This window comes from Agrobacterium sp. S7/73 (assembly GCF_019355535.1).
Taxonomy (GTDB): domain Bacteria; phylum Pseudomonadota; class Alphaproteobacteria; order Rhizobiales; family Rhizobiaceae; genus Agrobacterium; species Agrobacterium tumefaciens.
Genome location: NZ_CP072139.1, coordinates 25906 through 46562, shown reverse-complemented (window position 1 = coordinate 46562; position 20657 = coordinate 25906). Strand labels below are relative to the sequence as shown.

Below are 20657 nucleotides of genomic sequence, written 5' to 3'. Positions count from 1 at the left end.
CCTGAGCAAACAGAGACTTGTAAATTCAGGGCCATCGCCAATCTACGAATCGTCTATCCCTCCCTCGCAACAGTTCTTCAAGAAAAAGAGCGCACCAAGGGATAGCGTTCGCCATAGTTGATGTCGCCAAGAATATTACGGCCGGACCTGCCGTGAAGTTGCAAGGGGACTTTTGGGATCGAATTCCTCCTGTTCGTGTACGAGACCTACCTGCTCAATAAACGAAGCAAGCTCTGCGATCGCGCTCTCCGCCATGTCGCTGACAAAGCGATTTGCCGAAGAAGATCTACATTCATCATGTGCGGCTGCAAGCTTACTCCGATCGATTCAAGATGTTGCTCAATGTAGCGAAAGATGCGCACCCGCGCACCTGCCTGCCTTGCCATATTTACTATCGTGTCCAACACGGGTCGCGACGGGAAACCGCCACAAGCCGCCACAGACCAAATGGGCTACCGGATCGAACCTCGCATTCGTCAGCTATGCGGCCGACCCGGAGCGCCACCTGGTAATCGCGAAATCGCCCAGTCGCCGTCGAAAAACAGAAGCCGGCCGCCGGGACGGAGAAGCCTGAACCATTCGCGGAACGTCTGTTCGGGCTGCGTCAAAGTCCAGACCAGATGCCGGCAGATGGTTGCGTCATAGGATGCATCGGGTTCCATGGTGTTTTCGGCGTCCGTCATGACGAAACGCAGCCGCGGTTTGCCGGCGTGTTTGGCGCGCGCCACAGCCAGCATCGCCTCTGAAAAGTCGAGTGCCGTAACATCGTGGCCGAGATCGTGGATCAGGTGCGTCACCTCGCCGGTGCCACAGGCCAGTTCAAGAACACGTTTCGGCTCCGGGCCGATCAGCTGCCGGATCGGTTTCTGCCACACATCAGCCTCCGGACCGGCGGCGATCCTGTGTCCGAAGGCGAGATCGAAGGTCTCCGATCTTTTCGACCAGTAGTCGCGGATTTCTTCCTTGAGATCGAAATTGCCGCCATCCAACGTATCGTTCCTTGTGTGTTCCATGTTCAAGCTCAGCGAAATGATCAGTCGGAAGCGTCGAATACGATGTTGAGCGTCGCAACCGTGATGGCGATTGCGATGCCGGGCCAGATCATCAGGCTTGGATGATCGAAGATGAAAACGCGATATTCAAACAACATCGAGCCCCAGTCCGGTTTGGAAGGGTCCGCGCCAAGCCCGATGAAGGCCAGCGAGGCATAGGCGGTGACGGCAAAACCCGCCTGATTTCCGGTATGGGTTATCATCAGCGGCAGGATATTCGGCAGAAGGTGGCGCAGGACCATTCGCAAGGGCGGAACGCCCAGCGCCTGTGCGGCATGGACAAAGGGTTGCCCAAGCACACGCCGGCTGAGGGAATGGGCAAGCAGAGCCGTCGGGCCAATGCCGGCAAGACCAAGCGCCAGCCCGGCCGTTATCAGCGTCAGGCCAAAAATCGCGGCCGCCGTCAGCGCGATGATGAGCGTCGGAACGGTGACGAAGAATTCGCAACAGCGCAACACCACCCTCTCCTGCCAGTTGCCCAGCACCGCGGCGCCGGCGCCGAGCAAGGTGCCACCGGTAAAGGCGATGGTGCCGACCGACAGAACCAGAAGCGCGGTGCGCCATCCGCCCGCCATGAGGCGCGAAAGAAGATCGCGTCCGAGATGATCGGTTCCCAGCAGATGCTGCGCCGTCACACCGGAATGGCGGGCTAGGATATACGATCCGCTTCATCGACACGGCAAGACAGACAATCACAATCGATTTCGCGCTCCATGCCAACCCCGGCCCCGCGACCGTGTGGGCGATGGATGCACGGGCAGGCGATGTCGTCGGCATTCTGGGCTCTGCGGCGAATGGCCCGGGGCCGGCGGACTTCTACGTTCTCGCCGGCGACGAGACTGCATTGCCCGGCATTGCCAGAATTCTCAAATATCTGCCGGCGCCGGCAGCCGGCCATGCCTTTATTGAATCGATACGCCCGCCGACGAACTGCCGCTCTGTTCTTCCAGCGGCGTTTCGATCGAATGGTTGTATCGCAACGGCAAGGGTGCAGGCACAACGACGCTGCTTCAGGACGCAATTCGCTCCGTTCGCTGGCCGGAATGTCCAGCGGGCGTCTTCTTCTGGGGTGGATGCGAATACAAAGCATTCAGCGCGATTCATCGTCATCTGAGGAAGGAGGTCGGGCTTCCGCGTGACCGCTTCGTGCTCTATTCGCACTGGCATCGGTCTCTCAGCGAGGAAGACATCATCATCAAAGGGGCCGATGCTTATCTACCTCAGTGAAAACAATGAGTTTTGCAATTGATAAGATTCTAACCGTCGGCCCCATGGGAAAGAATCGATTTAGCTTATCGGCACAGACTCTGGCCATTCCTGCGCGCCATGCAATACACGAAGAATTCGAACTGTCGTGTCGGTAACGGCATAAACAGCTACGTAGGGCGTGCCGTTGATGACGAGTTCGCGTGTACCGGCAATTCTACCAACACGGCCGCTGGCGGGAAAATCGAGCAAGCGACGTGAGGCTGCGACTATCCGTTCGTCGACCAGAACGGCGGCCGCAGGATTATCTGCCTCAATGTATGTGAAGATGGCGTCGCGATCCGATAACGCGAACGCAGACCAAGTAAGTTTCACGATTTGAGCGCACCAGCTTTAAGACGGGCAGCCGCTCGACGTTCGGCAAAATGCGCCTCAACCTCGTCGTCGGATACGTCCGGGCGAGTATCGTTTAGCGCTTCGAGCACCTTGTTGCGAAACCAAACGTCATGAGCCTCACTCCCCGAAAGGAGCTCAAGGGGGAGCGCCCCTTCGTTGGCAGTCCGTGTAAGCAATATACGGACCGCATCGGATACCGTAAGGCCCATGCTCTCAAGAACGGCAGAGGCACGATCCCGAACCTCGGCATCAATACGTGTTTGGACAAGTGCGTTTGCGGCCATGACTATCTCCATATCTGACGAGATAGTAATGCAATTGAATGACAAATTCTACACAAAGTTTCAGGTTGTCGTTGTCCACCTAGTCTTTCTTAGTCTTGATAAAGGATACAAACCACCGACCCAGCCGTTCGGCAACCGCTTTAGCTCTTGATCGGAATCGAACCGGCGTTCCGAAGAACCGCCCCATCACCGCCATCGCAACCAACCCACACTTTCAGTTATTGCAGATAGAGGTCTCTCTCGCTATATTGGCTGCTAAGGAGATATCGCATGGCCAGCCAGATTGTTCATTTCGCCAGACTGTCAGATCGCGATCGAAAAACAGCAATGCCGTTGCCAAAGCTGGTTGCCGGTGACAGGCTGGAACTCCACGTTCGTGATGCAGGTGGCAAGGCGCGCACGCTCCCGATCCCACCCTCGGCCGCCGCAGCTGTCGAAGCCCTTCTGGCGCATATGCTGCGCGGTGAGCGCGTTGCAGTGCTGGCCGAGGACCAGGAAGTGAGCCCAAGTGACGCTTCAGCCATTCTCGGCATCTCTCGTCCGCTCGTCGTCTTGCGCATGGACCGTGGCGATCTGCCATTCCGCTACGTCGGCAAACACCGCCGCGCCCTCCTGAAGGATGTGCTCGCGTTGAAGTCGAAGCTCGACAAACGACAGATGGCAATGGACGCACTTGCCGAGGACACAGAGGACCTGATCGAGACCTATGGCCTCTAATCCGCCCGTCGCGGTCTACGATGCCTGCGTCCTCTACCCCTTCCACCTCCGCAACATTCTGATCCAGTGCGCCTTCGACGGTCTTGTCGAGGCGCGCTGGACCGACGATATACATGATGAGTGGATGCGCAATCTCGCCGCCAACACACCAGGTTTGTCCATCGACCGTTTGAGAGCCACGCGCGACCGGATGAACGCGGTCCTCCCAGAAGCCGTCGTGGCTGACTATCGCCCGTTGATTCACGAACTCACGCTACCGGATCCCGATGATCGACACGTCCTCGCGGCAGCCATCGCGGGCAAAGCCTCCGTCATCGTCACCTGGAACCTGAAGGACTTTCCCGCAAGCAACCTTCTCGCCCATGGTGTGACGAGCAAGTCGCCAGATGATTTCCTCACCGATCTCCATGCGGCGTTTCCGGAAGCGCTAATCTCCAGTGTCAAAAGTGCGAGGCATAATCTGCGAAAGTCGATTCCATCGGTTGAGGCGTTCGTCGACGCGCTTCATCAAGGCGGGTTGAAGAAGTTTTCAGGGATGCTTCGCCGGAACATAACCGGATTGAAGTGAGCCCGCGCAATCCTTGAAAAATTGACGAGACCGCCCGACGACTTCTTTGGGTTGTCGGGTCGTCCTTATAGACTTTACGGATTCTTAACCGTCTACCACTAATTCCGCACGCCCTCGGCCTGAGGCCCCGAGAGAATACGGGATGACACATGCCAAACGAAGACCTTTCCAAACGCCATTTCCAGAAAAAGATCTCGACCTACTGCGATGTCCGCATTGTTCCTGTCGCGCCGGATCGGGTAGTTGACAACGTCCGCGCCTACCTTCTGGCGTTAATCACATTTCGAAAGACACCCGCTCTAGCGAACAACCGCTATGATTGGCGGCAGATAGCGCACGATTGTGGGATCGATGAAGCGCTGACGATAACGTTGAAGAAACAGCTGCGACCAGCGCTGGATGCGATCATGCGCTGGCTGAAGGAGCCGCTTGTAGAAGACGATGCTCCGAAAGGCAGAAGACTGCAAGCTGCGCCGATATCCGGTGCCACGGGAAAGTTTACCCCCTCCCCGACAAGCCAGCATCACGAAATCGAAGAGATCGAGAGCTCGCCCTCACCTGGCCGCCCCGGCCCTAAGCCGAGATCAGTTTCTGACAAACCAGAACCCTTGTTCGAGGCCAACGAAGACCCGAGTTCATTCGCCGATGCACTCGCCTATCAAATGCGCCGCTTTGGTGAGAGTTACTGGCAACTCCACCGGGCGGTCGTTCGCATAGACGAAACCTTTGATGCGAAGACCTTGCTGTCGTGGATTGAGGGCCAGCGTGTGCCGCGCTCGGTGGCAAGCTTTGATATCCTTTGCCGGATCGAGCGCAGATATGGCTTGGAGCGAGGCTACTTCAAAGCCAAACTGCCACATCAGTCCAGGTCCTTATATGGCCACGATCTGGAAGACATCAGCCCGGCGGAGCGGCGCCGGCTTGCCTGGCATCTTCCCGACGACTTCAGCAGCCTGCCTTTTTCAAAGCGCGCAGAGATCCTGGAATGGGTCCGGCGCGTCATCATCTCGGGGTCGACGGATTACAGGCGTTTCCAGGCGGCAGCAACGAAGCAGCGCTACGCAATCCGGTTCCCTGGGATCACATATGGCGGGAGTGCACCTACTCCTCGACTAGCGGCTTCTAGCTGGCTGCGAGATGAGGACGAAAAAGGGCGTTTGACCAAGGCTTTCGAGGATCCAGACCTGCTCTCCGGTGTCGTTGACGCACCCCCTCGGCTTGCGATGGAGATGGCAGATCTCATCCGCTTCAAAACGTCGACTCTCACCGAGATCGGCTTCCGCAGAAATGGCGTCTGGAATGAGGAGACCGCCAGCCAGAAAATCGAACATCTCGGCCTGATGTTTGGGGCACTTGCGGCATCCCCGAACGGGGTTGTCAAAGGCCGAGGCGTGCCGCTCAATCGACTTACCTTCGGCCTCCTGATCTTCCCGGGCGTGTGGGATTGGTATCTGCAGTGGCGCGAGCGCCGTCGCGGCTTCTTTACTAAATGGGAAGACGACATGCTGATGGTGGCCATGGCCCTTACTCGCGCTGAAGTCGGCTGGCTTCGCCAACATCCCGAACTCCTGCGCAACGTGAAGCCGATCGAAGGACTGCTCACGACAGACGAGATCGAGTCTGCTCGTCGGGACTGGCATGGCGCATGCGAAAACTTCCACCGCCATGCCGCCAACCGTTCAAAAGAAATCCAGCGGGTGATGCGCGTGCACCGCGATCCATTCGAGCCGATCATGTGCGTGCTGGAAGCAGAAAGCCCGCTCGCTGAATATCGGAAGATCACCGAGGAGATCTTGAAGCGTATGCCCGACGAGCACCGCTACCCGAGAGCGGCCGCTGAGGCGGTCCGTTCGTTCCTTATGCTGAGGCTGGGCTTACATCTCGGCCTCAGGCAGAAAAACCTTCGGCAATTGCTGGTCTGCCCACGCGGACAATTCCCAACGGCAGAACGCCGGCTCGAAGACATGAAGAGAGGCGAACTGCGTTGGAACGAACGGGAGCGTGGGTGGGAAGTCTTCATCCCATCCAACGCTTTCAAGAACTCGGGCTCCTCCTTTTTCGGGCAGAAGCCGTTTCGTCTGGTGCTGCCGGATCTTCTTGATCTCTACACCTATCTCAACGCCTATATCGAACGGCACCGGAAGGTGCTCTTGGGACGCGCGCCCGATCCCGGCACGCTGTTCGTCAAGACAGTTAAGACGACCAGCATCGACGCCGCTTACAATCAAACGACGTTTTACGAGGCTTGGCGGTTAGCGATCCAGCGCTACGGCATCTACAACCCCTATACAGGCCGCGGTGCCATTAAGGGTTTGCTACCACATGGTCCACACAACGTCCGAGACGTGCTTGCCACTCACATCCTGAAGCAAACAGGATCCTATGAGCAGGCCAGTTATGCCATTCAGGACACGCCCGACGTCGTGCAGCAGCACTACGGACGTTTTCTGCCTCAAGACAAAGCAGCATTAGCTGCGCGGATCCTCAATCAGGTATGGGAGGCAGCTTAGTATGTTGGATGCGTCGCTCAGGCCATTGCAGGCATATGCGCAAAATGTCCGCAGCCGTCTGGGACACTACTTATCGTCTCCGCCTTGACGGGATTCGAACCAGCGACCCTATCGGCATTGGTGAGCCACGAAACTGCTAACGCTTTACGCAGAAACGCCAATTGCTAATCCGCACAGGTCCCGAGGATCGGCGACATCAGCTTGATGTGGGCATCAACCCGTTCCAATACTTTATTGGGGAGAACAGCTCGTTCAGGCAGAGACCACCAAGACTGGTTGACGCGCTCCACCGTCTCCATAACAGCCTTCAGCACAGCGGCTTCCGGCATTCGCGCACGATGAGCGAAGACTTTCCATCGCTGGGTGTTCATTGCCTTGAACGGCCTTTCACCGGCCAGCGACAGTGCCATGGCATCCGACGGAATGTATGGGACGGTCGATAGCACATCATAGACTGGAGCGAGTGCAGGCTTGTCGCCCTTCCCATGATAAATCAGCGACCAATTCTTGAGGTGCATGTCGCCATTTCCTGTCAGCACAGCCAAAGCCAGTCGTCGGACGAACTCGAGGGCTGCCGCTGAGGAAACGGCGATCCCAAGAGCCACAGCGATATCATGATAGGCGGCCCCCTCATATTTTCGAGACGGATAGACGCCGAATACCTGAGCGAAATCTTCGATATGGACGCGCTCACCACCGGCTACCCGATCGAAACGTTTGACGAGAAGTACTTTGCCGTCGGACAGCGTCTCAAACTCCGCCGGAATACCCTCGAACTGCGATTGCTCCACGAGCTCGCGTTCCGGCACTTCCATTCCAATCGCTTCGGCCAATGCGAGATTTGCAAATTCGTTTTCCGAGACAGCGGGGAATGAAGTCGATGGAAATTTGGCGATATATGAGCCCTGCTCGTCGCCTAAGGGGATCGTCAGACCGCCACCCTTTCCTGTGTTCTTGATGACGGAAAGTTTCATCTGCACACCGGCGAGCGAAAACCGGGCCTTCGGTCTGGGGGTTGTCAAACCCTCATTACGAACAACGGTGCCTTCGCTCGGCACAATTCGGACAGCCCCCGGCAGATCCGATCCAAGTGCTGCAAGCAAATCGAAATCATTTCCTGCCCGCACGCTACCTGAATGGTGCTTCTCCATCGCCTCGCGCAGTTTATCCTCTGGAAGAAGGTTCGCAAAGAACGGTGGCAAAGCCCTCGCGACAGGCTTCGGGTCCTTCCGCAACCCCCCATGTGCGGCGCGGAATGACAGACTGAGCACTGGGAAACCACCCGTCTGTCGATAGCTCTCCTCAAAGCTGAACGCGTTGAAGTCTCCCGGCGTCCTCACGATCATGCCTACCTTCAGGTCATTCAGCAGCACGTCCAGCGAGGTTATAGATCTTGGATCAAGAGGCGCATCAGACATTGCCATCACCATCAGGACTGGCGATGAAAGCAGGAAGGTCATCTTCGGCGCCACCTGGCTGTAGCAAAGCTTCAACCGCCGGGACCATCGCCTGCGGGATGAGCATCAGTTCCAGACCAAGCGCACGACCGATGTTGATCAGTGTGGTCGTACGGGCAGCGCTGGCTCCGGCCTCAATCTCGCGGTACCGCGGACGCGATAGACCCGCCATATCCGCAACCTGCTCCTGGGTGAGGCCCAAAGTCTTGCGTGATGTCTTGAGCAGCCGCCCTATCGCCTGAAGAGCCTCCGAATCCGACTTCATTTGATACCTTAATGCTTCATCTCGCTCACTCTGATATGTTTACGTATCTCATAACCTCTACCCATGTCAAACCAGATGCCGCCAATAGGGATCATCTGAGACCAAAAGATCTTCCTACAGATCAATTTTGCTTCCTCTACTGAGAGAACGTTAAGCAATCAGGGTAGCCACTCAGATGACTGGCTGATCCACATCGCCCATGCAGATGAAAACCAAGCCCCGCATCTGCGTGGGCCCTGCCGGTCGTCTGCACCTTGAAGGGATTTGAACCGTTGGCCCATCAATTTGTCATGAATTGAGAGGCAAGGGATCGGTGCCTTCTCCTAGAATCGCAAGGTATCGTCGATAGCTGGAACACCCGGCCACGCTTACGGCCGGTAATCTCATCAACGATGCCTAATCGCTCCAGGTCGGCAAGTGCGGCGTTGACCGTTGGTGCGGACAAACCCGTCACCTGAACAATTTGGTTCGCTGTGTGAAAGGGATTCTGCTGGAAAAGCTCGTGAATGCGAAGGGCCGATCCTGCTCTATCACTCCCCGTTGAGCAGGCGAGCCAGTTGCGTCCTCTCGGCGATTTGCAGCAGAATATCGCGGCATTCGTCACGAACCAGTTCTGGCAGATCGCTGTTTTCAGCTTCGACCATCGCTTCAATCCGATTCAGGTGCCCAATGCCTCGAGGAACCGGATGCCCAAATTCGTAGAGCACTGATCGCAGCGCGCTCACCAAGTCGTTATGCTGACGTTCAAGTGTAAGCGCTGTTCTGGGGCCACGGCGGGTGGAGGCTGATACTGCTATTTTGTGCGTTCGTGGGCAGCCAGACGCTCTGCTTCTGCCAACGCGGCAGTTTTGGTTTTGAAGGGGCCGACATCGTTTTCTTCCGTGTCAGGTAACCACTTTGGAAGGAACCACCAGCCTCCAGGACGATAGCTGGAACTGCTTCTCACGGAGCCGACATTCGCGGCGAAGAACCAGCCGGAGTCGATTCCATCCTGCTCCCACGAGATGCTCTGCTCTGTCACGGCACACTCCACGCCTATTCTTTTGTCGGGAGGATTTTATCGCTCCTGTATGACCAGGGCAACAGCTCGTCGATCTGGCTGTTGGGGTGACCGTTGACGATCCTGATAAGCACGTCGGCGAGATAGCCAAGCGGCTCGACATCGTTGAGCTTGGCGGTCTCGATGAGTGATGCGATGGTCGCCCAGTGTTCGGCTCCTGCATCGGAACCCGCGAAGAGTGCATTTTTCCGATTGAGGGCAATTGGTCTTATGGATCGCTCGACTGTGTTGGAGTCGATCTCGATGCGGCCGTCATCGATGAACCTGGTCAGCCCATCCCAGCGCGACAAGGTGTATCGGATCGCTTCGGCCAGCTTTGTCTTCTGGCTGATGAGCCCGAGCTGTTGTGTGAGCCAGGGCGCTAGACTGTCGGTGATCGGACGACTCTTTTCCTGACGCGCGATGCTGCGCTCTTCCTGCGTGCGGCCACGTATCTCGTCTTCGTTTCTGTAGAGTTCGGCAATGCGCCGTAGCGCCTCGGTGGCAATAGGTGCGGGACCGGCAGCGGCCAGTTCGTAAAAGCGCCGACGAACATGTGCCCAGCAAAATGCCAGCGATACGGTGTTCTTGGCAGCTAACGGGCGATAACCGCTGTAGCCATCTACCTGGAGAATGCCGACAAAACCGTCGAGATGGGTCATCGGGCGTTCGGCCTTGCGATCCGGTGCATAGACATAGGCAACTCCGGGCGGATCGTCTCCCCGCCACGGCCTGTCGTCGCGAGCATAGGCCCAGAGTTGCCCGGTCTTGGTCTTGCCCCGTCCGGGATCGAGAACCGGGGCAGTCGTTTCATCGGCAAAGAGCTTTGAAGATGTCTTCAAAACGTCGAGCAACCGTTGATGAACAGGACGCAAATGCCAGGCGGCGCGGCCTACCCAATCCGCGAGTGTCGAGCGGTCGAGGTCGATCCCTTGCCGCTTGTAGATTTGCGTCTGACGATAGAGCGGCAGGTGATCGGCATACTTGGAGACCAGAACCTGGGCGACGGTTGCTTCGGTCGGAATGCCGCCTTCGATCAGCCGGGCGGGAGCCGGAGCCTGAACCACGACATCCTCACAGGCCCGGCAGGCATACTTCGGGCGGCGCACGACCAACACACGGAACTGAGCGGGAACGATGTCGAGCTTTTCGCTGACATCCTCGCCGATCCGATGCAAATCATGGCGGCAGCCTGGGCAGGCATGGTCATCGATATCGACGATCATCTCGATGCGTGGCAGGTGAGCTGGCAAAGAACCCCGGTTCGTTCGCCGTTTGGCAACACGTTCCTGGCGCACAGCGGCAGAGGCTTCTTCTTTCGCTTCCAGACCATCCGCCTCGACCTGTTCAGCTTCTTCCAAGCCTAAGAGAAGCTGATCCTCGGGAAGCGTTTCGGCTCGGCGACCGAACCGGTGGCGCTGCAATTCCTTGATGATCTGACGCAGGCGGGCATTCTCCGCCTCGCGCGAAAGCACCATCGCTTTCAGCGCGTTCAGGTCATTGGGAAGATCGTCCGCCCTTATCGTCATGGGGCAAGAACAGCATATTTTGCCCCACAAAACGAGATATTGAATGCGGCTGATTCAATTTGTCGCGGCCGTTATCCTGCCATAACGGGGGTGCGTGTTTCGGTTGGCACATGGACGCGTTTCCAATCCAGCCCCTCAAATAGAGCCGAGAACTGGGCGGATGTCAGATGCATCGCACCATCCTGCATCCGGGGCCAGTGGAACTCGCCATCCTCAAGCCGCTTGGCGACCAGGCACACGCCGCTACCGTCCCAGAAGATCAACTTGATGCGGTCGGTTCGCTTGGCCCGGAACACATAGATCGTGCCGGAGAACGGGTCGGCTCCCATCTCTGCCTTCACCAGTGCCGCCAACCCCTCTGCACCCTTGCGGAAGTCGACAGGCTTGGTGGCGATCATGACTTTCACCGCGCCGGACGGACCAATCACGATGATGCCTTCATGGCCGCAATGACGGCTGCAATCGTCGTGGCGTCAGCGCCAGATGCAATCCTCAGTATTGCACCACCAAACTCCAGCTCAATCACAGCCTCACCATGAGCCTTCCTCGGTGACCGTGCTCGCCGTACCTTTTTCGCCGGGGGTATGTCTTGTGGGGCGACAATGGCAGGCGCAAACATCAATGCCTCGTCCGGCGCTGTATCGAGCGGCCTGCGGGCAAGCCGTCGCCAGGTGAACAACTGTTGCGATGTTAGCCCGTGATGCCGTGCCACCGAGCACACGGTCACGCCGGGCTCATAACTTTCCGCGATGATCCGCGCCTTCTGTTCGTCACTCCATTCGCGGCGGCGACCACTTCCAGTAAATACCTCGAACCGACGAACCGGCTCTTCATCCTTAGTTTTAAGCGTAAGCTCTGAAATCGACATATGTCCAAGCCCTCTGTTCAGGCTCAACATCGTCAATCACCAGGTGATCCGGAAGGTGGGGTCAAGATGACGCTTACGTTCAAGTCGTTCTCTTCCGCAAAAAAGATGCGCCTGTGCCTGCTGCTCCTCCGGTTTCGGCGTGACGAAGCGCATCTCGGACCGCTGTGCGGCGGTGACAACCGCTTCGGCATCCACAGCATCGTTCTTCTGGCGCTTTACGAATGGACACACATATTGTGGTGCTATCAGCCGTACATTATGGCCTAGTTTCGCCAGCTCGCGTGACCAGTAACGAGCACTCCCGCACGCCTCTATTACGACTATCAGAACGCCTTGCCCGGCTATATAAATTGGGAAAAATGCTGCCAGGACAGCTTCTGCCGAACCCTGAGCTCTCCATGAACTGGGAAAACGCTCTTCGCCAAATCGATCCCAATCCTAGTGTTGTATGTCATGCCGCCATCCTTTCACCCGTCGGATTTAATCCGGTCATCCTCTGGCAGAACGTGCCGTGGGTGGAGTGGCAACCACGCCATCTATTCAACGGGGCCACATTAATGGAGGGTTGACGCCGGTCCAGGCGAGCCAAAAAGAGCGTCCGCTATCTTGCGGAGATGCTCCCTATCACCGCTAAAGGCGTAGCCTTCCGAGTTCACCTCGATGAAAGATGCGAAAACGAACGGCGTCGCCATTGATTCCAGAAGCATGGCTAAACGTAACATCATTTCCACGTCAACTTTGACGTCAATAATTGCCCCGTCGACATCGCCAGCTTCCACCAGGTTCAAGACTTGCTCGACAGAGGAAACAGGGCCTGCAACGATGGCTCCGGCGGCTGCAAGCTGCGCATGGCACGCTGCCGTCAATGACGGACGCCGCTCTACCACTATCAGTTTTTTGCCTCTGAAGGCATGTAACACAGGAATATCCTTCTTACTCATTTTGCGCTCGCCCGCGCTATGCCGGAGATAGATTTTGTCTGGAGAAAACTAAGCAGCGTGCAAATAGCGTCGTATTACCGCTTACGCACAAACTGACTAGCGCACTCACCGGCCAACGGGTGAAGCGTTTTGATCACTGGTCGGACTCGCCGCATTGCGATTCGGTATCTTTTTGCAGCGCCTCCTCTATTTCCTCCGCGGACACCTGCAAAAACTGGCGCTTGACTAATTGGGCGGAGATAGCGGGTATCTCAAGGTGTGTAGCGACGGGTTGATACGAAGGAAAACTGAGACCTTCAATAAGCTGCTCATCGACAACCAGACGGTATGTTCCAGCTTCCAAAGGAACTACCAGTCCATCCAGTACGAACGGGTTCGCGAAAGTGATTTCTTTGTATGTCTTTCTTTCTTTCATACCCTCACTCTTTCCTGACATGTAATTCACACGGAGCCGCAACGTTTATTCTCAACTGTCATTCTCAACTAAGTGGATTTCGGACCCCGAGAAGGATTGGCAACGGGGTTCCTTACAATACCGCCTTCGTTCTTCCAGGACTGTTCATCAACCCTCAATCGATCGATCACGCGCCTTCCTGAAAAAGTTGAGGACGTATATCGTGTTGCGCGGAACACTTCTGACGGCCTCAACAACAGGCCGTGATTGATAGGATTGTTTGAGTGAGTCCGCATTTCCAAGACGGCGTTTCAATTGTGCCGCGAGAGCATCTGCAGATGTTTCTCCCGCAAGAAACAGTCTCATTACAAGAAATGCGGCCGTATTGAATTGTCGCTGGTCATTGCCCAGCAACGTGGCGTTATAGCCTGCTCTCTTCAAAACTGACTGGATCATCTCCATCTCCTCTGGGGAGATGGCTGCAAGGCTGGCGTGGGAAGACATATTGTCCTCCTCTCGTTGGGGCCAGGGTAACCGACCCTCAACCAGTAGTGCCCGTGACATCGCTACCGACACTTTACAGTGCGCCTGAATAGCTCCAGACGCAAGCGAATACGGTTTTGGAAGAACATCAAGCGAAGTTCGCCAGCCATTCGCTGGTCATCATTGAGCGGCGGCTGTATTCTGGCGCATTGGAATTCCCTTGCTAATGAAACTCAAAACGCGCAGGCTGATTTCTTCGGTAGCTTTTTTAAAGGGCGTTACCGCTTCAAGGTGAAATCCCTTGGCCCCAACGAAAGGAGGACACGATGTCTTCCGCACAAGAATACGGCCCGATTTCGTCTCACGATCTGAATATGTTGCGGTCTCTATTGTCAGATGCAGGCTTTGAAATCGATACGCGCCTGGATGACGACCGGGCATTCAACAAGGCCACTCGCAAGATAATTGATCTTTTTCAGGGTGGAATGACCGACCCTTCCAAACTCAAAGGAGAAATGCTGTTCCTGTTCGGGGTGCAGAAGCGGGACCGTGTGCCAGCTCGCAAACCACTCGCGAGGTACGCAATCCAAGGCCTTCCGGAGTTCGGCAGATAACGGGGAAACACCTGTGCGCGCATATGTTCTTGGAAGCATGATGCTTTGGTCCGCTTTCTTTCTGATCTGGTATCTGTTGACGCTTTATACCGCCAGCAACGACCTTGAAGAAATACGACCCGGTCCGGCAGGAGCAACAGTTATGTCTGCGTCCCGATGTGGTGTCGAGCTGGCGGCTCTTCTCGCGATGGGCGATAAGCTCCTGAAAGCCGGCGGACCAGAAGTGCCTGCGGATTTGCGTGCAAATATTGAACATTGCATCTCCTTGGATGCCGCAAGTCGAGATGCCCTTATGAAGACACAGCTCATAAGATTTTTCCCCGCCGAAAAATAGCCCGCGGACTCCCCCATTGATTTCATCAACCCCATCACAAATTATTGGTCATGGGTGCGGACATCTGTTCTCTGATGCGACGGTGGCCATAGCTTTTTTCGATCTGGCGCGCGGCCTGTGGCCGCGCAGCCTTGGGAATTGTGGGAGATTAATGATGATCGTTATCACGGGAGCCGCACCGAGATACGGCGCCTTGATCGCTTAACTGCCGGAAGTCCCGGTGAAGCCGGAACAGTCCGCACCTGCACCGCCATAAAGTGTGACCGGATTGATCTCAGCCAAGGGGGGCCGCTTTGTAGTCGATCGACGAGATCAGGATTGGCGATAAACGGACGTCCGAAGGCGATCAGTTTCGCCGTTCCCTCGGCTAGATGCGACGTCGCCGGATCGAGATCATAGCCATTATTGGTGATATATGCACTGCTGAAGCGGCGGCGGAGCGATCCGTAGTCGAAGGGTGCAACGTGGCGCGTGCCACACGTTGGGCCTTCGACCACATGAACGTACGCGATGCCGAGAGCATCAAGTTGATCGATGATATACTCGTATTGCGCCTGGGAATCGCTACAGGAAATGCCATTTGCTGGCGAAAGCGGCGAAATCAGGCACAGTGCGCTTGGCGCCGATTTCCTGCACCACCGTGGCCGTGACCTCGAGCATCAAATGCGCGTGGTTTTCCACCTTGCCGCCATAGGCGTCCGTTCGGACATTGGTGGCGTGAACCTCCACCATATAGTTTCTGAAAGCAGACGCTGGCGAGCGAGTTGCCGCGCGCAAAGCCCAACCTATCAAAATGCTTGTACGGAACAGCAGCGGCGCGGCTCACGCACGGCCCCGTCTTCCATTAGATTCGATCATATGTGAACGATGTCAGCAGCGTGGTTACAAAGTTACTTGCATTATCCTTGACAAGCGTTTCCGTCCATTCATTCGTCCCGCGTAGCCGCAGGTCGGAATAGATGCTGTCGACGGCGCCCTCTTCGATCCGCTTGACGTTCGCCAGAAAGGCTTCCTCTCCGCCCGCATGATACATGTCGCGGATGACCATCCGCAGGATTTCCTGGATTGCGATCTGCCATGCCGTGTTGAGTGCCTGAAGGTCGCCGGTACTGTCTGCCATGGGTATCCCTTTCGGTGTGACGAATCTTTAGCGGCGGTTTGCACCACGCTGTCGGTTGCGGATTACAACGGTTTGAAAGAAACTGCTGAAAGAGCCTGATTGGTGACCGGACGTGACCAAGCCATTTACTATAGCCGCCTTGCCTTGCAATTGGCGTAGCGCCGATTGCGCTCGGCCTTGCGGGCGGCCTCGTCGTGTTTTATCCGTCCGCGCCTAATGCGCCGCTCTTCCCTCGCACGGGGACCCTCGTCTGCTCCGCCTGCCATTCTATTCTGGCAGGGCCAGTGGCGGCCTTTATCGCGTGATAGGCGTTCCAAAAAGCGGACTTTGCTTCCAAGACCGCGATGCGGCGATCGGCAAGGTCATTGTTTCTGGTTTTTTGCAATCTTTGCCTTGGAGAGAGTGCTGGGCAGATCAGACCGTCTTGGCCCGCCGTTTCTCGAGAAGAAAGGCGGTCGCCGCCTCTCGGTCCTTCAATTCTTTCGCAAGACGCGCTTCACGAAGCCGCCGCGTCTTTTCCTCGCGGGCCAGAACGAGAGAATCGAGTTCATCGACGGCGCTGTTGCGGGCGAAGAATTGCGATTGGGTATTGGCAAAGGCAATCTCCGCCTTCTGACGGGATTTGCTGTGTGTCTGTGACATGGGTTTTTCCGGATTGAACGCCGCGAGGTGCCGCGGCAACAAAAAAGGCCAGGCAATTTGCCTGACCTGCTGGTATCATGGCTCTCGACAGTGCCAGTACATCCGTGGTCAACGGAGAGCGGATACCGGGATGATCAGGCAGCCTGCAGGTTGCAAGCCGACATCTTGCCCGACTTGTTGTCGCGCTCGAGGTCGTAGCCGATCTTCTGGCCTTCAACGAGTTCGCGCATTCCGGCGCGCTCGACGGCCGAGATATGGACGAACGCATCGGTGCCGCCATTGTCAGGCTGGATGAAGCCGAAGCCCTTGGTGGAATTGAACCATTTAACTGTGCCAGTGGTCATGATGAACCCTTTCATGGCAATAAGAGAACCACAACGCCCGCGGCGTTGCAGATGCGATAGCGATTTTTGAGAGAAAAGGCTCGTTCAGGGCACGGTGCCAGACGCGCGATAACCAAAGCTAAGCAAGCAAATATCGATGTTCAACATATAGGTCGTCAATATCCGATTGTCAACTTTTAGTTTTTGCGCTCCAGCACTCTCAGCATTTAGTTGTAATTTCGGGGTGCCGTTTCACACTCTAGACTCCGGAAACAGGGCTGGGAACGTAACCCCACGCCAGGTTCAGCCATGGAATCACGGTCGTCCGGAAGCGGAAATGGACTCCGGTCCCGACGGAAAATCAGTGTCTCCCTGGCGAATGACGCCGGACATAAACCGGAGCAAAACAGCGCGTGATTGACGTGCAAGCGCTCCTGACAGCGGTTTCATCCTCGCCGTGACATATCCGGCCTTATGAAGCATCTGGTTGAGAATACGATTGCTGCCGGGATTGAAATCGACGGCGTGAATGCTGGAAGACATGGGTCCTCCTTTCAGATTGCGGGCACGAGCATTAAGCCCAAAGCGACAGCGCCCGTTTTAATGGCTGCCGAAGGCACGATGATGAGGCCGACCCGTCTGTTTGGCAATCCTTCAATTAAGGTCATATAGGGGCGGGGTAGCTTCGACGTCCCACGCGTACAGAGATTTGCGCTCTGTAAACCCATTAACATCAGCGAACGAGGGCTAATTTTGACCGTCCATCGATACATGCGATGTTCGCTGCTGAGGAGTGGCAGAATAGAAGGAGTGTCGATGTAAGCTGGGCTGCCGCTCAAAGCTGCTGGCTCGGTGGGAATGCAGCTTTCCTGCCGCGGTCGCCCGAAACCTGCCTGTCAATTTCCCATCCCTCAACGATCGTTGAAAGCCTGATACGCGAAAAGACTGCTCTTGGGAGCGTGTAATTGCTATGCTGACGTAAAGAATAGCGTCGCTAACCTGACATCCGTACCTTATACCAGACGCGCCACTTTTATTTTGCTCTTGAACACTATCGAACCGGCGACCCCGTTATTCGCAGGACGGCGCGAGTGAGCTGAACTTCCGACGGGTGGCGCAAATGATCAGAGCGCAAGCTTCGCTGAAAACGTTCCGCGCGTGATAAGGACATAACAGGTCGTCAATGCCTGATCCGTGGCAGCCGATACCTTTCCACATTGAGCCGCACTTGTGCAGGACTAGAACGAAGGGCCTGCCGCGGAATGAGCAGCGGTCGGCGTCTTCGGAGGTAATCATTTCGTGTATGTCGGCCGGATTGGAACCGGCTACGGTGCCAAAACGGTCGATACAATCTTGCCAAGGCTCCGCAAGATCGAAGCCGCCAAATCACCGTTCGCGGGCATCGGCGCGCCGAAGAAGGTTTCCAACATCGTCTGGGTCAAACCCGAACTGGTCGCCGAGATCCAGTTTGCCGGCTGAACGGCCGACGGACTGGTACCTCAGGCGGCATTCAAGCGGCTGCGCGAAGACAAGCCTGCAGCCGAAGTCGAGGCAGAAAAGCCGGCGTCGCCGGCAATGACCGGATGGCTATGGCGGTCACGCCGTTGTCGCCGCGTGCGCGGCCGGGTGCTACCGTATCGATGCCGTGACCTGGACCCAGGTGAAGACCGATCTCGATCCGAAACGCTTCACCGCACAGTACAGGCGCTCCTCCAAAATACGAGCGCCTGGCAGGATTATTGCGATGGCCAGCGTTCCTTGGAGCAGGCCATCAAGCGGCTGGCGAAGTCGATGAAACAGGCTGCCTGAGAAGCCAGAGATCAGAAGCCGTAGCGTCGATCAAGTTCTTGGAGGGCAGCCTGAACCTCATCGATGGAAACCGAATCCGGTGTTCCGGGAATATGGCGGAACAACGGCTTCGAATCGACCGCGTAGAAATCCGAGGCCCATGCAGCCAGGATGGTCCGCTTGTCGTGTGCGGTGAGAGCAGTCGCTTTTACGACATCGATCGGCCGCTCAATCTGCATGCCCTGAAGCAGGATCGCCGGCCCCATCGCCGCGGCATTGCTCACGGCCTGCTGTAACATCTCGTGCATGTCGGCCTTCCTATCGAACGTGTGGATCTTTGTCCCGCCGAAGGTGCGATGCCGCGATGGCATCATTCTCCGGCGCCAGCAGATCATGCTTTTCAGCGAAGGCGGCGAATAGGCCGCGCGCGGTCTCCGCTTCGATCTCGCCGCGCAGTGCCGCACTACAGGCTTTCAGCGCCATCGAGTGTGCCGTGTCACGCAACGATGCTGGCCATTCAGCAAGGTGCCGGTAGGCATCCATGACGCTCCGGACCTCAGCCGGGAAGCCGAGGCCGACAAGGATGGCAACTGGTTGTCTGAACATATCGGGTTTCATTGTCTCTCTCCTTCCCAACCCGTGATGTTAACGGGCGCCGCTGCCCGCGACGCCCCTTCTCCGCAGTTTCGGTCAGGCGGCCTTTGGCGCTTCGATCTGCACCGGGGCGGTCGACTGCACGAGGGCCGGCTGGGTCTGGATTTCGATCTTCCTCGGCTTCAAGGCCTCGGGGATCTCACGAACGAGATTGATCGACAGAAGACCATTGTTCAAATCGGCACCATTCACCCTGACATGGTCGGCAAGCTCGAACCGGTGTTCGAACGGACGGCCGGCAATGCCGCGATGCAGATAACCTTCGGATGCCGTCTCCTGCTTCTTGCCAGTGACCGTCAGCAGATTGGACTGGAAGGTGATGTCGAGATCATCCTGGGCAAAACCTGCGACCGCGATCGAAATCCGGTAGCTATCATCACCGATCTTGACGATGTCATAGGGCGGCCAGTCGCTGATCGAACGGGCGCGCTGAGCGTTTTCGAGAAGATTGAACACCCGGTCGAAGCCGACGCTCGAGCGGAAGAGAGGTGCGTAGTCGTAAGATGTTGCCATAGCCATATCCTCCTTGAAGCAACATGGGTACGGAAGCGCCGAAAGGCGGCGCTCCCAGCAAGGCCAGCCCTTTTATCAGCGGTTGGCGGCAATCGATTTGGTTTTTGAGAATTTAGGATTCAAGAGCACCAGCCGAAAAAATTTAAGACCTCGCCGACGCACTGAAACCCTTTGCTCGGTTGAGGTCATAAACAGCGGCATTGTCCTGGATCTCGCGCAACCCTTTGTAAGATGCGTGTCGCCAATTACCGTCGTCGGTCCAGCCGCGGAATTCAATTTCCGCGATCAAGGTCGGCTGCGCGTAAACGTAGTTCTTGCCTTTAAGCGGCACGGCTGGTGTCCGTGTCTTCAGTGTGTCGAGCGTCTTCTTCAGGTAGGCTGCATCCTTTTCCTTGAAGCCCGTGCCGACGGCGCCGACATAGACCCAATCGTGGTCCCGGCGAGTTGCCAGCAGGAGGCTGCCAATCCCACCGTGGGCAACCGCCGACTGCTCGCAGCCGAGGATCATGAAACTCTCTCTGCACGCACGTGATCTTCAGCCAGTCGCCGGTCCGACCAGAGCGGTAGGGGCTATCTCGATGTTTGGCGATGACGCCCCCCATGCCGATCGAGTAGGCCTTGGCCAATAGCTCAGCGCCGTCTCCCTTTATCTCTTCGGACAACTGGATCGCACCGACGGCGCCCTCCAGCAAGCCTGTCAAGAGATGACGGCGAACTGACAGTTCGGTCCGGGTCAAATCGTGACCGTCCAAGTAGAGAAGGTCAAAGGCGAAGAGAACGGACTCCGTCGAAACGCGCTTGCCCCCTCTTCCGCCGAGCCAGCGCTGCAGCCCTCCAAAGTCCGGGCGGCCTTCCTCATTCAGTACCACCGCCTCGCCATCAATGAATGTCCGCTGTCCTGGATGAACGGATCGGCCGATTTTCCGTGCAATTCAGTTTGGGTAAACAGTCGATCTGCAT

24 protein-coding genes and 7 pseudogenes are annotated in these 20657 nt (G+C 56.7%); 8 read left to right on the top strand and 23 right to left on the bottom strand.

Annotated elements, in window-relative coordinates; all coding sequences use genetic code 11:
* Positions 1 to 521: 521 nt before the first annotated feature.
* A pseudogene (locus tag J5276_RS29545) lies at positions 522 to 989 on the bottom strand (class I SAM-dependent methyltransferase); the annotation flags it as partial.
* Positions 990 to 1033: 44 nt separating this feature from the next.
* Positions 1034 to 1687: an ABC transporter permease gene (locus tag J5276_RS29540; protein ID WP_229002292.1), complete on the bottom strand. Its 654-nt coding sequence runs from the start codon at positions 1685 to 1687 to the stop codon at positions 1034 to 1036.
* A 26-nt stretch (positions 1688 to 1713) separates the two neighbouring features.
* On the opposite strand from J5276_RS29540, the pseudogene J5276_RS30905 reads away from it, so the two are divergent.
* Positions 1714 to 2279 (top strand): annotated as a pseudogene (locus J5276_RS30905) (siderophore-interacting protein).
* A 60-nt stretch (positions 2280 to 2339) separates the two neighbouring features.
* On the opposite strand, the gene J5276_RS29530 reads toward J5276_RS30905, so the two are convergent.
* Both J5276_RS29530 and J5276_RS29525 read right to left on the bottom strand, forming a co-directional pair.
* The gene (locus J5276_RS29530) at positions 2340 to 2633 is read right to left on the bottom strand and encodes a type II toxin-antitoxin system RelE/ParE family toxin (protein WP_209159983.1); all 294 of its coding nucleotides are present in this window, start codon (positions 2631 to 2633) and stop codon (positions 2340 to 2342) included.
* Positions 2630 to 2938: a type II toxin-antitoxin system RelB/DinJ family antitoxin gene (locus J5276_RS29525; protein ID WP_209159982.1), complete on the bottom strand. Its 309-nt coding sequence runs from the start codon at positions 2936 to 2938 to the stop codon at positions 2630 to 2632. Before J5276_RS29525 ends, J5276_RS29530 begins: the two co-directional genes overlap by 4 nt.
* 270 nt (positions 2939 to 3208) lie before the next feature.
* Between J5276_RS29525 and J5276_RS29520 the strand changes: the two genes are divergently transcribed.
* The 3 genes from J5276_RS29520 (at position 3209) to J5276_RS29510 (ending at position 6733) form a co-directional block, all read left to right on the top strand.
* The gene (locus tag J5276_RS29520; RefSeq protein ID WP_209159981.1) at positions 3209 to 3655 is read left to right on the top strand and encodes a DNA-binding protein; all 447 of its coding nucleotides are present in this window, start codon (positions 3209 to 3211) and stop codon (positions 3653 to 3655) included.
* Complete coding sequence (locus J5276_RS29515; protein ID WP_209159980.1) at positions 3645 to 4223, top strand: PIN domain-containing protein; 579 nt, start codon at positions 3645 to 3647, stop codon at positions 4221 to 4223. The genes J5276_RS29520 and J5276_RS29515 overlap by 11 nt, the downstream gene beginning before the upstream one ends.
* A gap of 149 nt (positions 4224 to 4372) precedes the next feature.
* Positions 4373 to 6733 (top strand): hypothetical protein, encoded by a 2361-nt coding sequence (locus J5276_RS29510; protein ID WP_209159979.1) that lies wholly within the window; start codon positions 4373 to 4375, stop codon positions 6731 to 6733.
* A 164-nt stretch (positions 6734 to 6897) separates the two neighbouring features.
* Here the strand turns inward: J5276_RS29510 and J5276_RS29505 are convergent, their stop codons facing one another.
* The 7 genes and pseudogenes from J5276_RS29505 to J5276_RS29475 all read right to left on the bottom strand — a co-directional run bounded on the left by J5276_RS29505 (position 6898) and on the right by J5276_RS29475 (position 11921).
* The gene (locus J5276_RS29505) at positions 6898 to 8151 is read right to left on the bottom strand and encodes a type II toxin-antitoxin system HipA family toxin (protein WP_209159998.1); all 1254 of its coding nucleotides are present in this window, start codon (positions 8149 to 8151) and stop codon (positions 6898 to 6900) included.
* Positions 8144 to 8455 (bottom strand): helix-turn-helix domain-containing protein, encoded by a 312-nt coding sequence (locus J5276_RS29500; protein WP_112960086.1) that lies wholly within the window; start codon positions 8453 to 8455, stop codon positions 8144 to 8146. The genes J5276_RS29505 and J5276_RS29500 overlap by 8 nt, the downstream gene beginning before the upstream one ends.
* A gap of 288 nt (positions 8456 to 8743) precedes the next feature.
* Positions 8744 to 8990: pseudogene (locus J5276_RS29495) on the bottom strand (winged helix-turn-helix domain-containing protein); the annotation flags it as partial.
* A gap of 258 nt (positions 8991 to 9248) precedes the next feature.
* Entirely contained in the window at positions 9249 to 9476 is a 228-nt protein-coding gene (locus J5276_RS29490) for a hypothetical protein (RefSeq protein ID WP_209160201.1), read from the bottom strand.
* Positions 9477 to 9490: 14 nt separating this feature from the next.
* Positions 9491 to 11023, bottom strand: coding sequence for an IS66 family transposase (locus tag J5276_RS29485; RefSeq protein WP_209160202.1), 1533 nt, complete (start codon positions 11021 to 11023; stop codon positions 9491 to 9493).
* Between the two features lie 71 nt (positions 11024 to 11094).
* Positions 11095 to 11451: an IS66 family insertion sequence element accessory protein TnpB gene (gene tnpB / locus J5276_RS29480; RefSeq protein ID WP_209160203.1), complete on the bottom strand. Its 357-nt coding sequence runs from the start codon at positions 11449 to 11451 to the stop codon at positions 11095 to 11097.
* Positions 11448 to 11921, bottom strand: a complete 474-nt coding sequence (locus J5276_RS29475; protein WP_229002291.1) for a transposase — start codon at positions 11919 to 11921, stop codon at positions 11448 to 11450. The genes tnpB and J5276_RS29475 overlap by 4 nt, the downstream gene beginning before the upstream one ends.
* A 36-nt stretch (positions 11922 to 11957) precedes the next feature.
* Here J5276_RS29475 and J5276_RS30900 point away from each other — a divergent pair, with 36 nt between their 5' ends.
* A complete protein-coding gene (locus tag J5276_RS30900) occupies positions 11958 to 12158 on the top strand; it encodes a hypothetical protein (RefSeq protein ID WP_209159753.1) in 201 nt (66 codons plus the stop codon).
* Between the two features lie 287 nt (positions 12159 to 12445).
* On the opposite strand, the gene J5276_RS29465 is transcribed toward J5276_RS30900, so the two are convergent.
* The 3 genes from J5276_RS29465 to J5276_RS29455 all read right to left on the bottom strand — a co-directional run bounded on the left by J5276_RS29465 (position 12446) and on the right by J5276_RS29455 (position 13730).
* Positions 12446 to 12832, bottom strand: coding sequence for a hypothetical protein (locus J5276_RS29465; RefSeq protein ID WP_229002290.1), 387 nt, complete (start codon positions 12830 to 12832; stop codon positions 12446 to 12448).
* Positions 12833 to 12965: 133 nt separating this feature from the next.
* The gene (locus tag J5276_RS29460; RefSeq protein ID WP_065654515.1) at positions 12966 to 13247 is read right to left on the bottom strand and encodes a hypothetical protein; all 282 of its coding nucleotides are present in this window, start codon (positions 13245 to 13247) and stop codon (positions 12966 to 12968) included.
* Between the two features lie 147 nt (positions 13248 to 13394).
* On the bottom strand, positions 13395 to 13730 hold the full coding sequence (locus J5276_RS29455) for a hypothetical protein (RefSeq protein WP_209159751.1): 336 nt from the start codon (positions 13728 to 13730) through the stop codon (positions 13395 to 13397).
* Between the two features lie 305 nt (positions 13731 to 14035).
* Here J5276_RS29455 and J5276_RS29450 point away from each other — a divergent pair, with 305 nt between their 5' ends.
* Both J5276_RS29450 and J5276_RS29445 read left to right on the top strand, forming a co-directional pair.
* Positions 14036 to 14323 (top strand): hypothetical protein, encoded by a 288-nt coding sequence (locus J5276_RS29450; protein WP_209159749.1) that lies wholly within the window; start codon positions 14036 to 14038, stop codon positions 14321 to 14323.
* 13 nt (positions 14324 to 14336) lie between these two features.
* The gene (locus J5276_RS29445) at positions 14337 to 14657 is read left to right on the top strand and encodes a hypothetical protein (RefSeq protein WP_209159747.1); all 321 of its coding nucleotides are present in this window, start codon (positions 14337 to 14339) and stop codon (positions 14655 to 14657) included.
* 201 nt (positions 14658 to 14858) lie between these two features.
* Here J5276_RS29445 and J5276_RS29440 read toward each other — a convergent pair.
* The 5 genes and pseudogenes from J5276_RS29440 to J5276_RS29425 all read right to left on the bottom strand — a co-directional run.
* Positions 14859 to 15374 (bottom strand): annotated as a pseudogene (locus J5276_RS29440) (hypothetical protein); the annotation flags it as partial.
* 127 nt (positions 15375 to 15501) lie between these two features.
* Positions 15502 to 15777, bottom strand: a complete 276-nt coding sequence (locus J5276_RS29435; RefSeq protein ID WP_065654519.1) for a hypothetical protein — start codon at positions 15775 to 15777, stop codon at positions 15502 to 15504.
* 128 nt (positions 15778 to 15905) lie between these two features.
* Positions 15906 to 16162: pseudogene (locus J5276_RS30895) on the bottom strand (hypothetical protein).
* A gap of 29 nt (positions 16163 to 16191) precedes the next feature.
* Entirely contained in the window at positions 16192 to 16419 is a 228-nt protein-coding gene (locus J5276_RS29430; RefSeq protein WP_065654520.1) for a hypothetical protein, read from the bottom strand.
* 134 nt (positions 16420 to 16553) lie between these two features.
* Positions 16554 to 16763, bottom strand: a complete 210-nt coding sequence (locus J5276_RS29425) for a cold-shock protein (protein WP_059759453.1) — start codon at positions 16761 to 16763, stop codon at positions 16554 to 16556.
* 1251 nt (positions 16764 to 18014) lie between these two features.
* Here J5276_RS29425 and J5276_RS30690 point away from each other — a divergent pair.
* Positions 18015 to 18323 (top strand): annotated as a pseudogene (locus J5276_RS30690) (ATP-dependent DNA ligase); the annotation flags it as partial.
* A 239-nt stretch (positions 18324 to 18562) separates the two neighbouring features.
* On the opposite strand, the gene J5276_RS29415 reads toward J5276_RS30690, so the two are convergent.
* The 4 genes and pseudogenes from J5276_RS29415 to J5276_RS29400 form a co-directional block, all read right to left on the bottom strand.
* Positions 18563 to 18838, bottom strand: coding sequence for a hypothetical protein (locus tag J5276_RS29415; RefSeq protein WP_209159745.1), 276 nt, complete (start codon positions 18836 to 18838; stop codon positions 18563 to 18565).
* 10 nt (positions 18839 to 18848) lie between these two features.
* Positions 18849 to 19148 carry a DUF982 domain-containing protein gene (locus J5276_RS29410; RefSeq protein WP_209159743.1) on the bottom strand — a complete coding sequence of 100 codons (300 nt, stop codon included), beginning with the start codon at positions 19146 to 19148 and terminating at the stop codon, positions 18849 to 18851.
* 72 nt (positions 19149 to 19220) lie between these two features.
* Positions 19221 to 19697 (bottom strand): Hsp20 family protein, encoded by a 477-nt coding sequence (locus J5276_RS29405; RefSeq protein WP_209159741.1) that lies wholly within the window; start codon positions 19695 to 19697, stop codon positions 19221 to 19223.
* Between the two features lie 142 nt (positions 19698 to 19839).
* Positions 19840 to 20581 (bottom strand): annotated as a pseudogene (locus J5276_RS29400) (ATP-dependent DNA ligase); the annotation flags it as partial.
* Between the last annotated feature and the right edge of the window lie 76 nt (positions 20582 to 20657).

What these genes read in the sequence shown, in the direction of transcription:
- J5276_RS29525 (WP_209159982.1), bottom strand. Translation starts at nt 2,938, where the DNA reads ATGGCCGCAAACGCACTTGTCCAAACACGTATTGATGCCGAGGTTCGG.
- J5276_RS29520 (WP_209159981.1), top strand. Translation starts at nt 3,209, where the DNA reads ATGGCCAGCCAGATTGTTCATTTCGCCAGACTGTCAGATCGCGATCGA.
- J5276_RS29515 (WP_209159980.1), top strand. Translation starts at nt 3,645, where the DNA reads ATGGCCTCTAATCCGCCCGTCGCGGTCTACGATGCCTGCGTCCTCTAC.
- J5276_RS29510 (WP_209159979.1), top strand. Translation starts at nt 4,373, where the DNA reads ATGCCAAACGAAGACCTTTCCAAACGCCATTTCCAGAAAAAGATCTCG.
- J5276_RS29505 (WP_209159998.1), bottom strand. Translation starts at nt 8,151, where the DNA reads ATGTCTGATGCGCCTCTTGATCCAAGATCTATAACCTCGCTGGACGTG.
- J5276_RS29500 (WP_112960086.1), bottom strand. Translation starts at nt 8,455, where the DNA reads ATGAAGTCGGATTCGGAGGCTCTTCAGGCGATAGGGCGGCTGCTCAAG.
- J5276_RS29485 (WP_209160202.1), bottom strand. Translation starts at nt 11,023, where the DNA reads ATGACGATAAGGGCGGACGATCTTCCCAATGACCTGAACGCGCTGAAA.
- J5276_RS29475 (WP_229002291.1), bottom strand. Translation starts at nt 11,921, where the DNA reads ATGTTGAGCCTGAACAGAGGGCTTGGACATATGTCGATTTCAGAGCTT.
- J5276_RS30900 (WP_209159753.1), top strand. Translation starts at nt 11,958, where the DNA reads ATGACGCTTACGTTCAAGTCGTTCTCTTCCGCAAAAAAGATGCGCCTG.
- J5276_RS29465 (WP_229002290.1), bottom strand. Translation starts at nt 12,832, where the DNA reads ATGAGTAAGAAGGATATTCCTGTGTTACATGCCTTCAGAGGCAAAAAA.
- J5276_RS29460 (WP_065654515.1), bottom strand. Translation starts at nt 13,247, where the DNA reads ATGAAAGAAAGAAAGACATACAAAGAAATCACTTTCGCGAACCCGTTC.
- J5276_RS29455 (WP_209159751.1), bottom strand. Translation starts at nt 13,730, where the DNA reads ATGTCTTCCCACGCCAGCCTTGCAGCCATCTCCCCAGAGGAGATGGAG.
- J5276_RS29450 (WP_209159749.1), top strand. Translation starts at nt 14,036, where the DNA reads ATGTCTTCCGCACAAGAATACGGCCCGATTTCGTCTCACGATCTGAAT.
- J5276_RS29435 (WP_065654519.1), bottom strand. Translation starts at nt 15,777, where the DNA reads ATGGCAGACAGTACCGGCGACCTTCAGGCACTCAACACGGCATGGCAG.
- J5276_RS29430 (WP_065654520.1), bottom strand. Translation starts at nt 16,419, where the DNA reads ATGTCACAGACACACAGCAAATCCCGTCAGAAGGCGGAGATTGCCTTT.
- J5276_RS29425 (WP_059759453.1), bottom strand. Translation starts at nt 16,763, where the DNA reads ATGACCACTGGCACAGTTAAATGGTTCAATTCCACCAAGGGCTTCGGC.
- J5276_RS29415 (WP_209159745.1), bottom strand. Translation starts at nt 18,838, where the DNA reads ATGCACGAGATGTTACAGCAGGCCGTGAGCAATGCCGCGGCGATGGGG.
- J5276_RS29410 (WP_209159743.1), bottom strand. Translation starts at nt 19,148, where the DNA reads ATGAAACCCGATATGTTCAGACAACCAGTTGCCATCCTTGTCGGCCTC.
- J5276_RS29405 (WP_209159741.1), bottom strand. Translation starts at nt 19,697, where the DNA reads ATGGCAACATCTTACGACTACGCACCTCTCTTCCGCTCGAGCGTCGGC.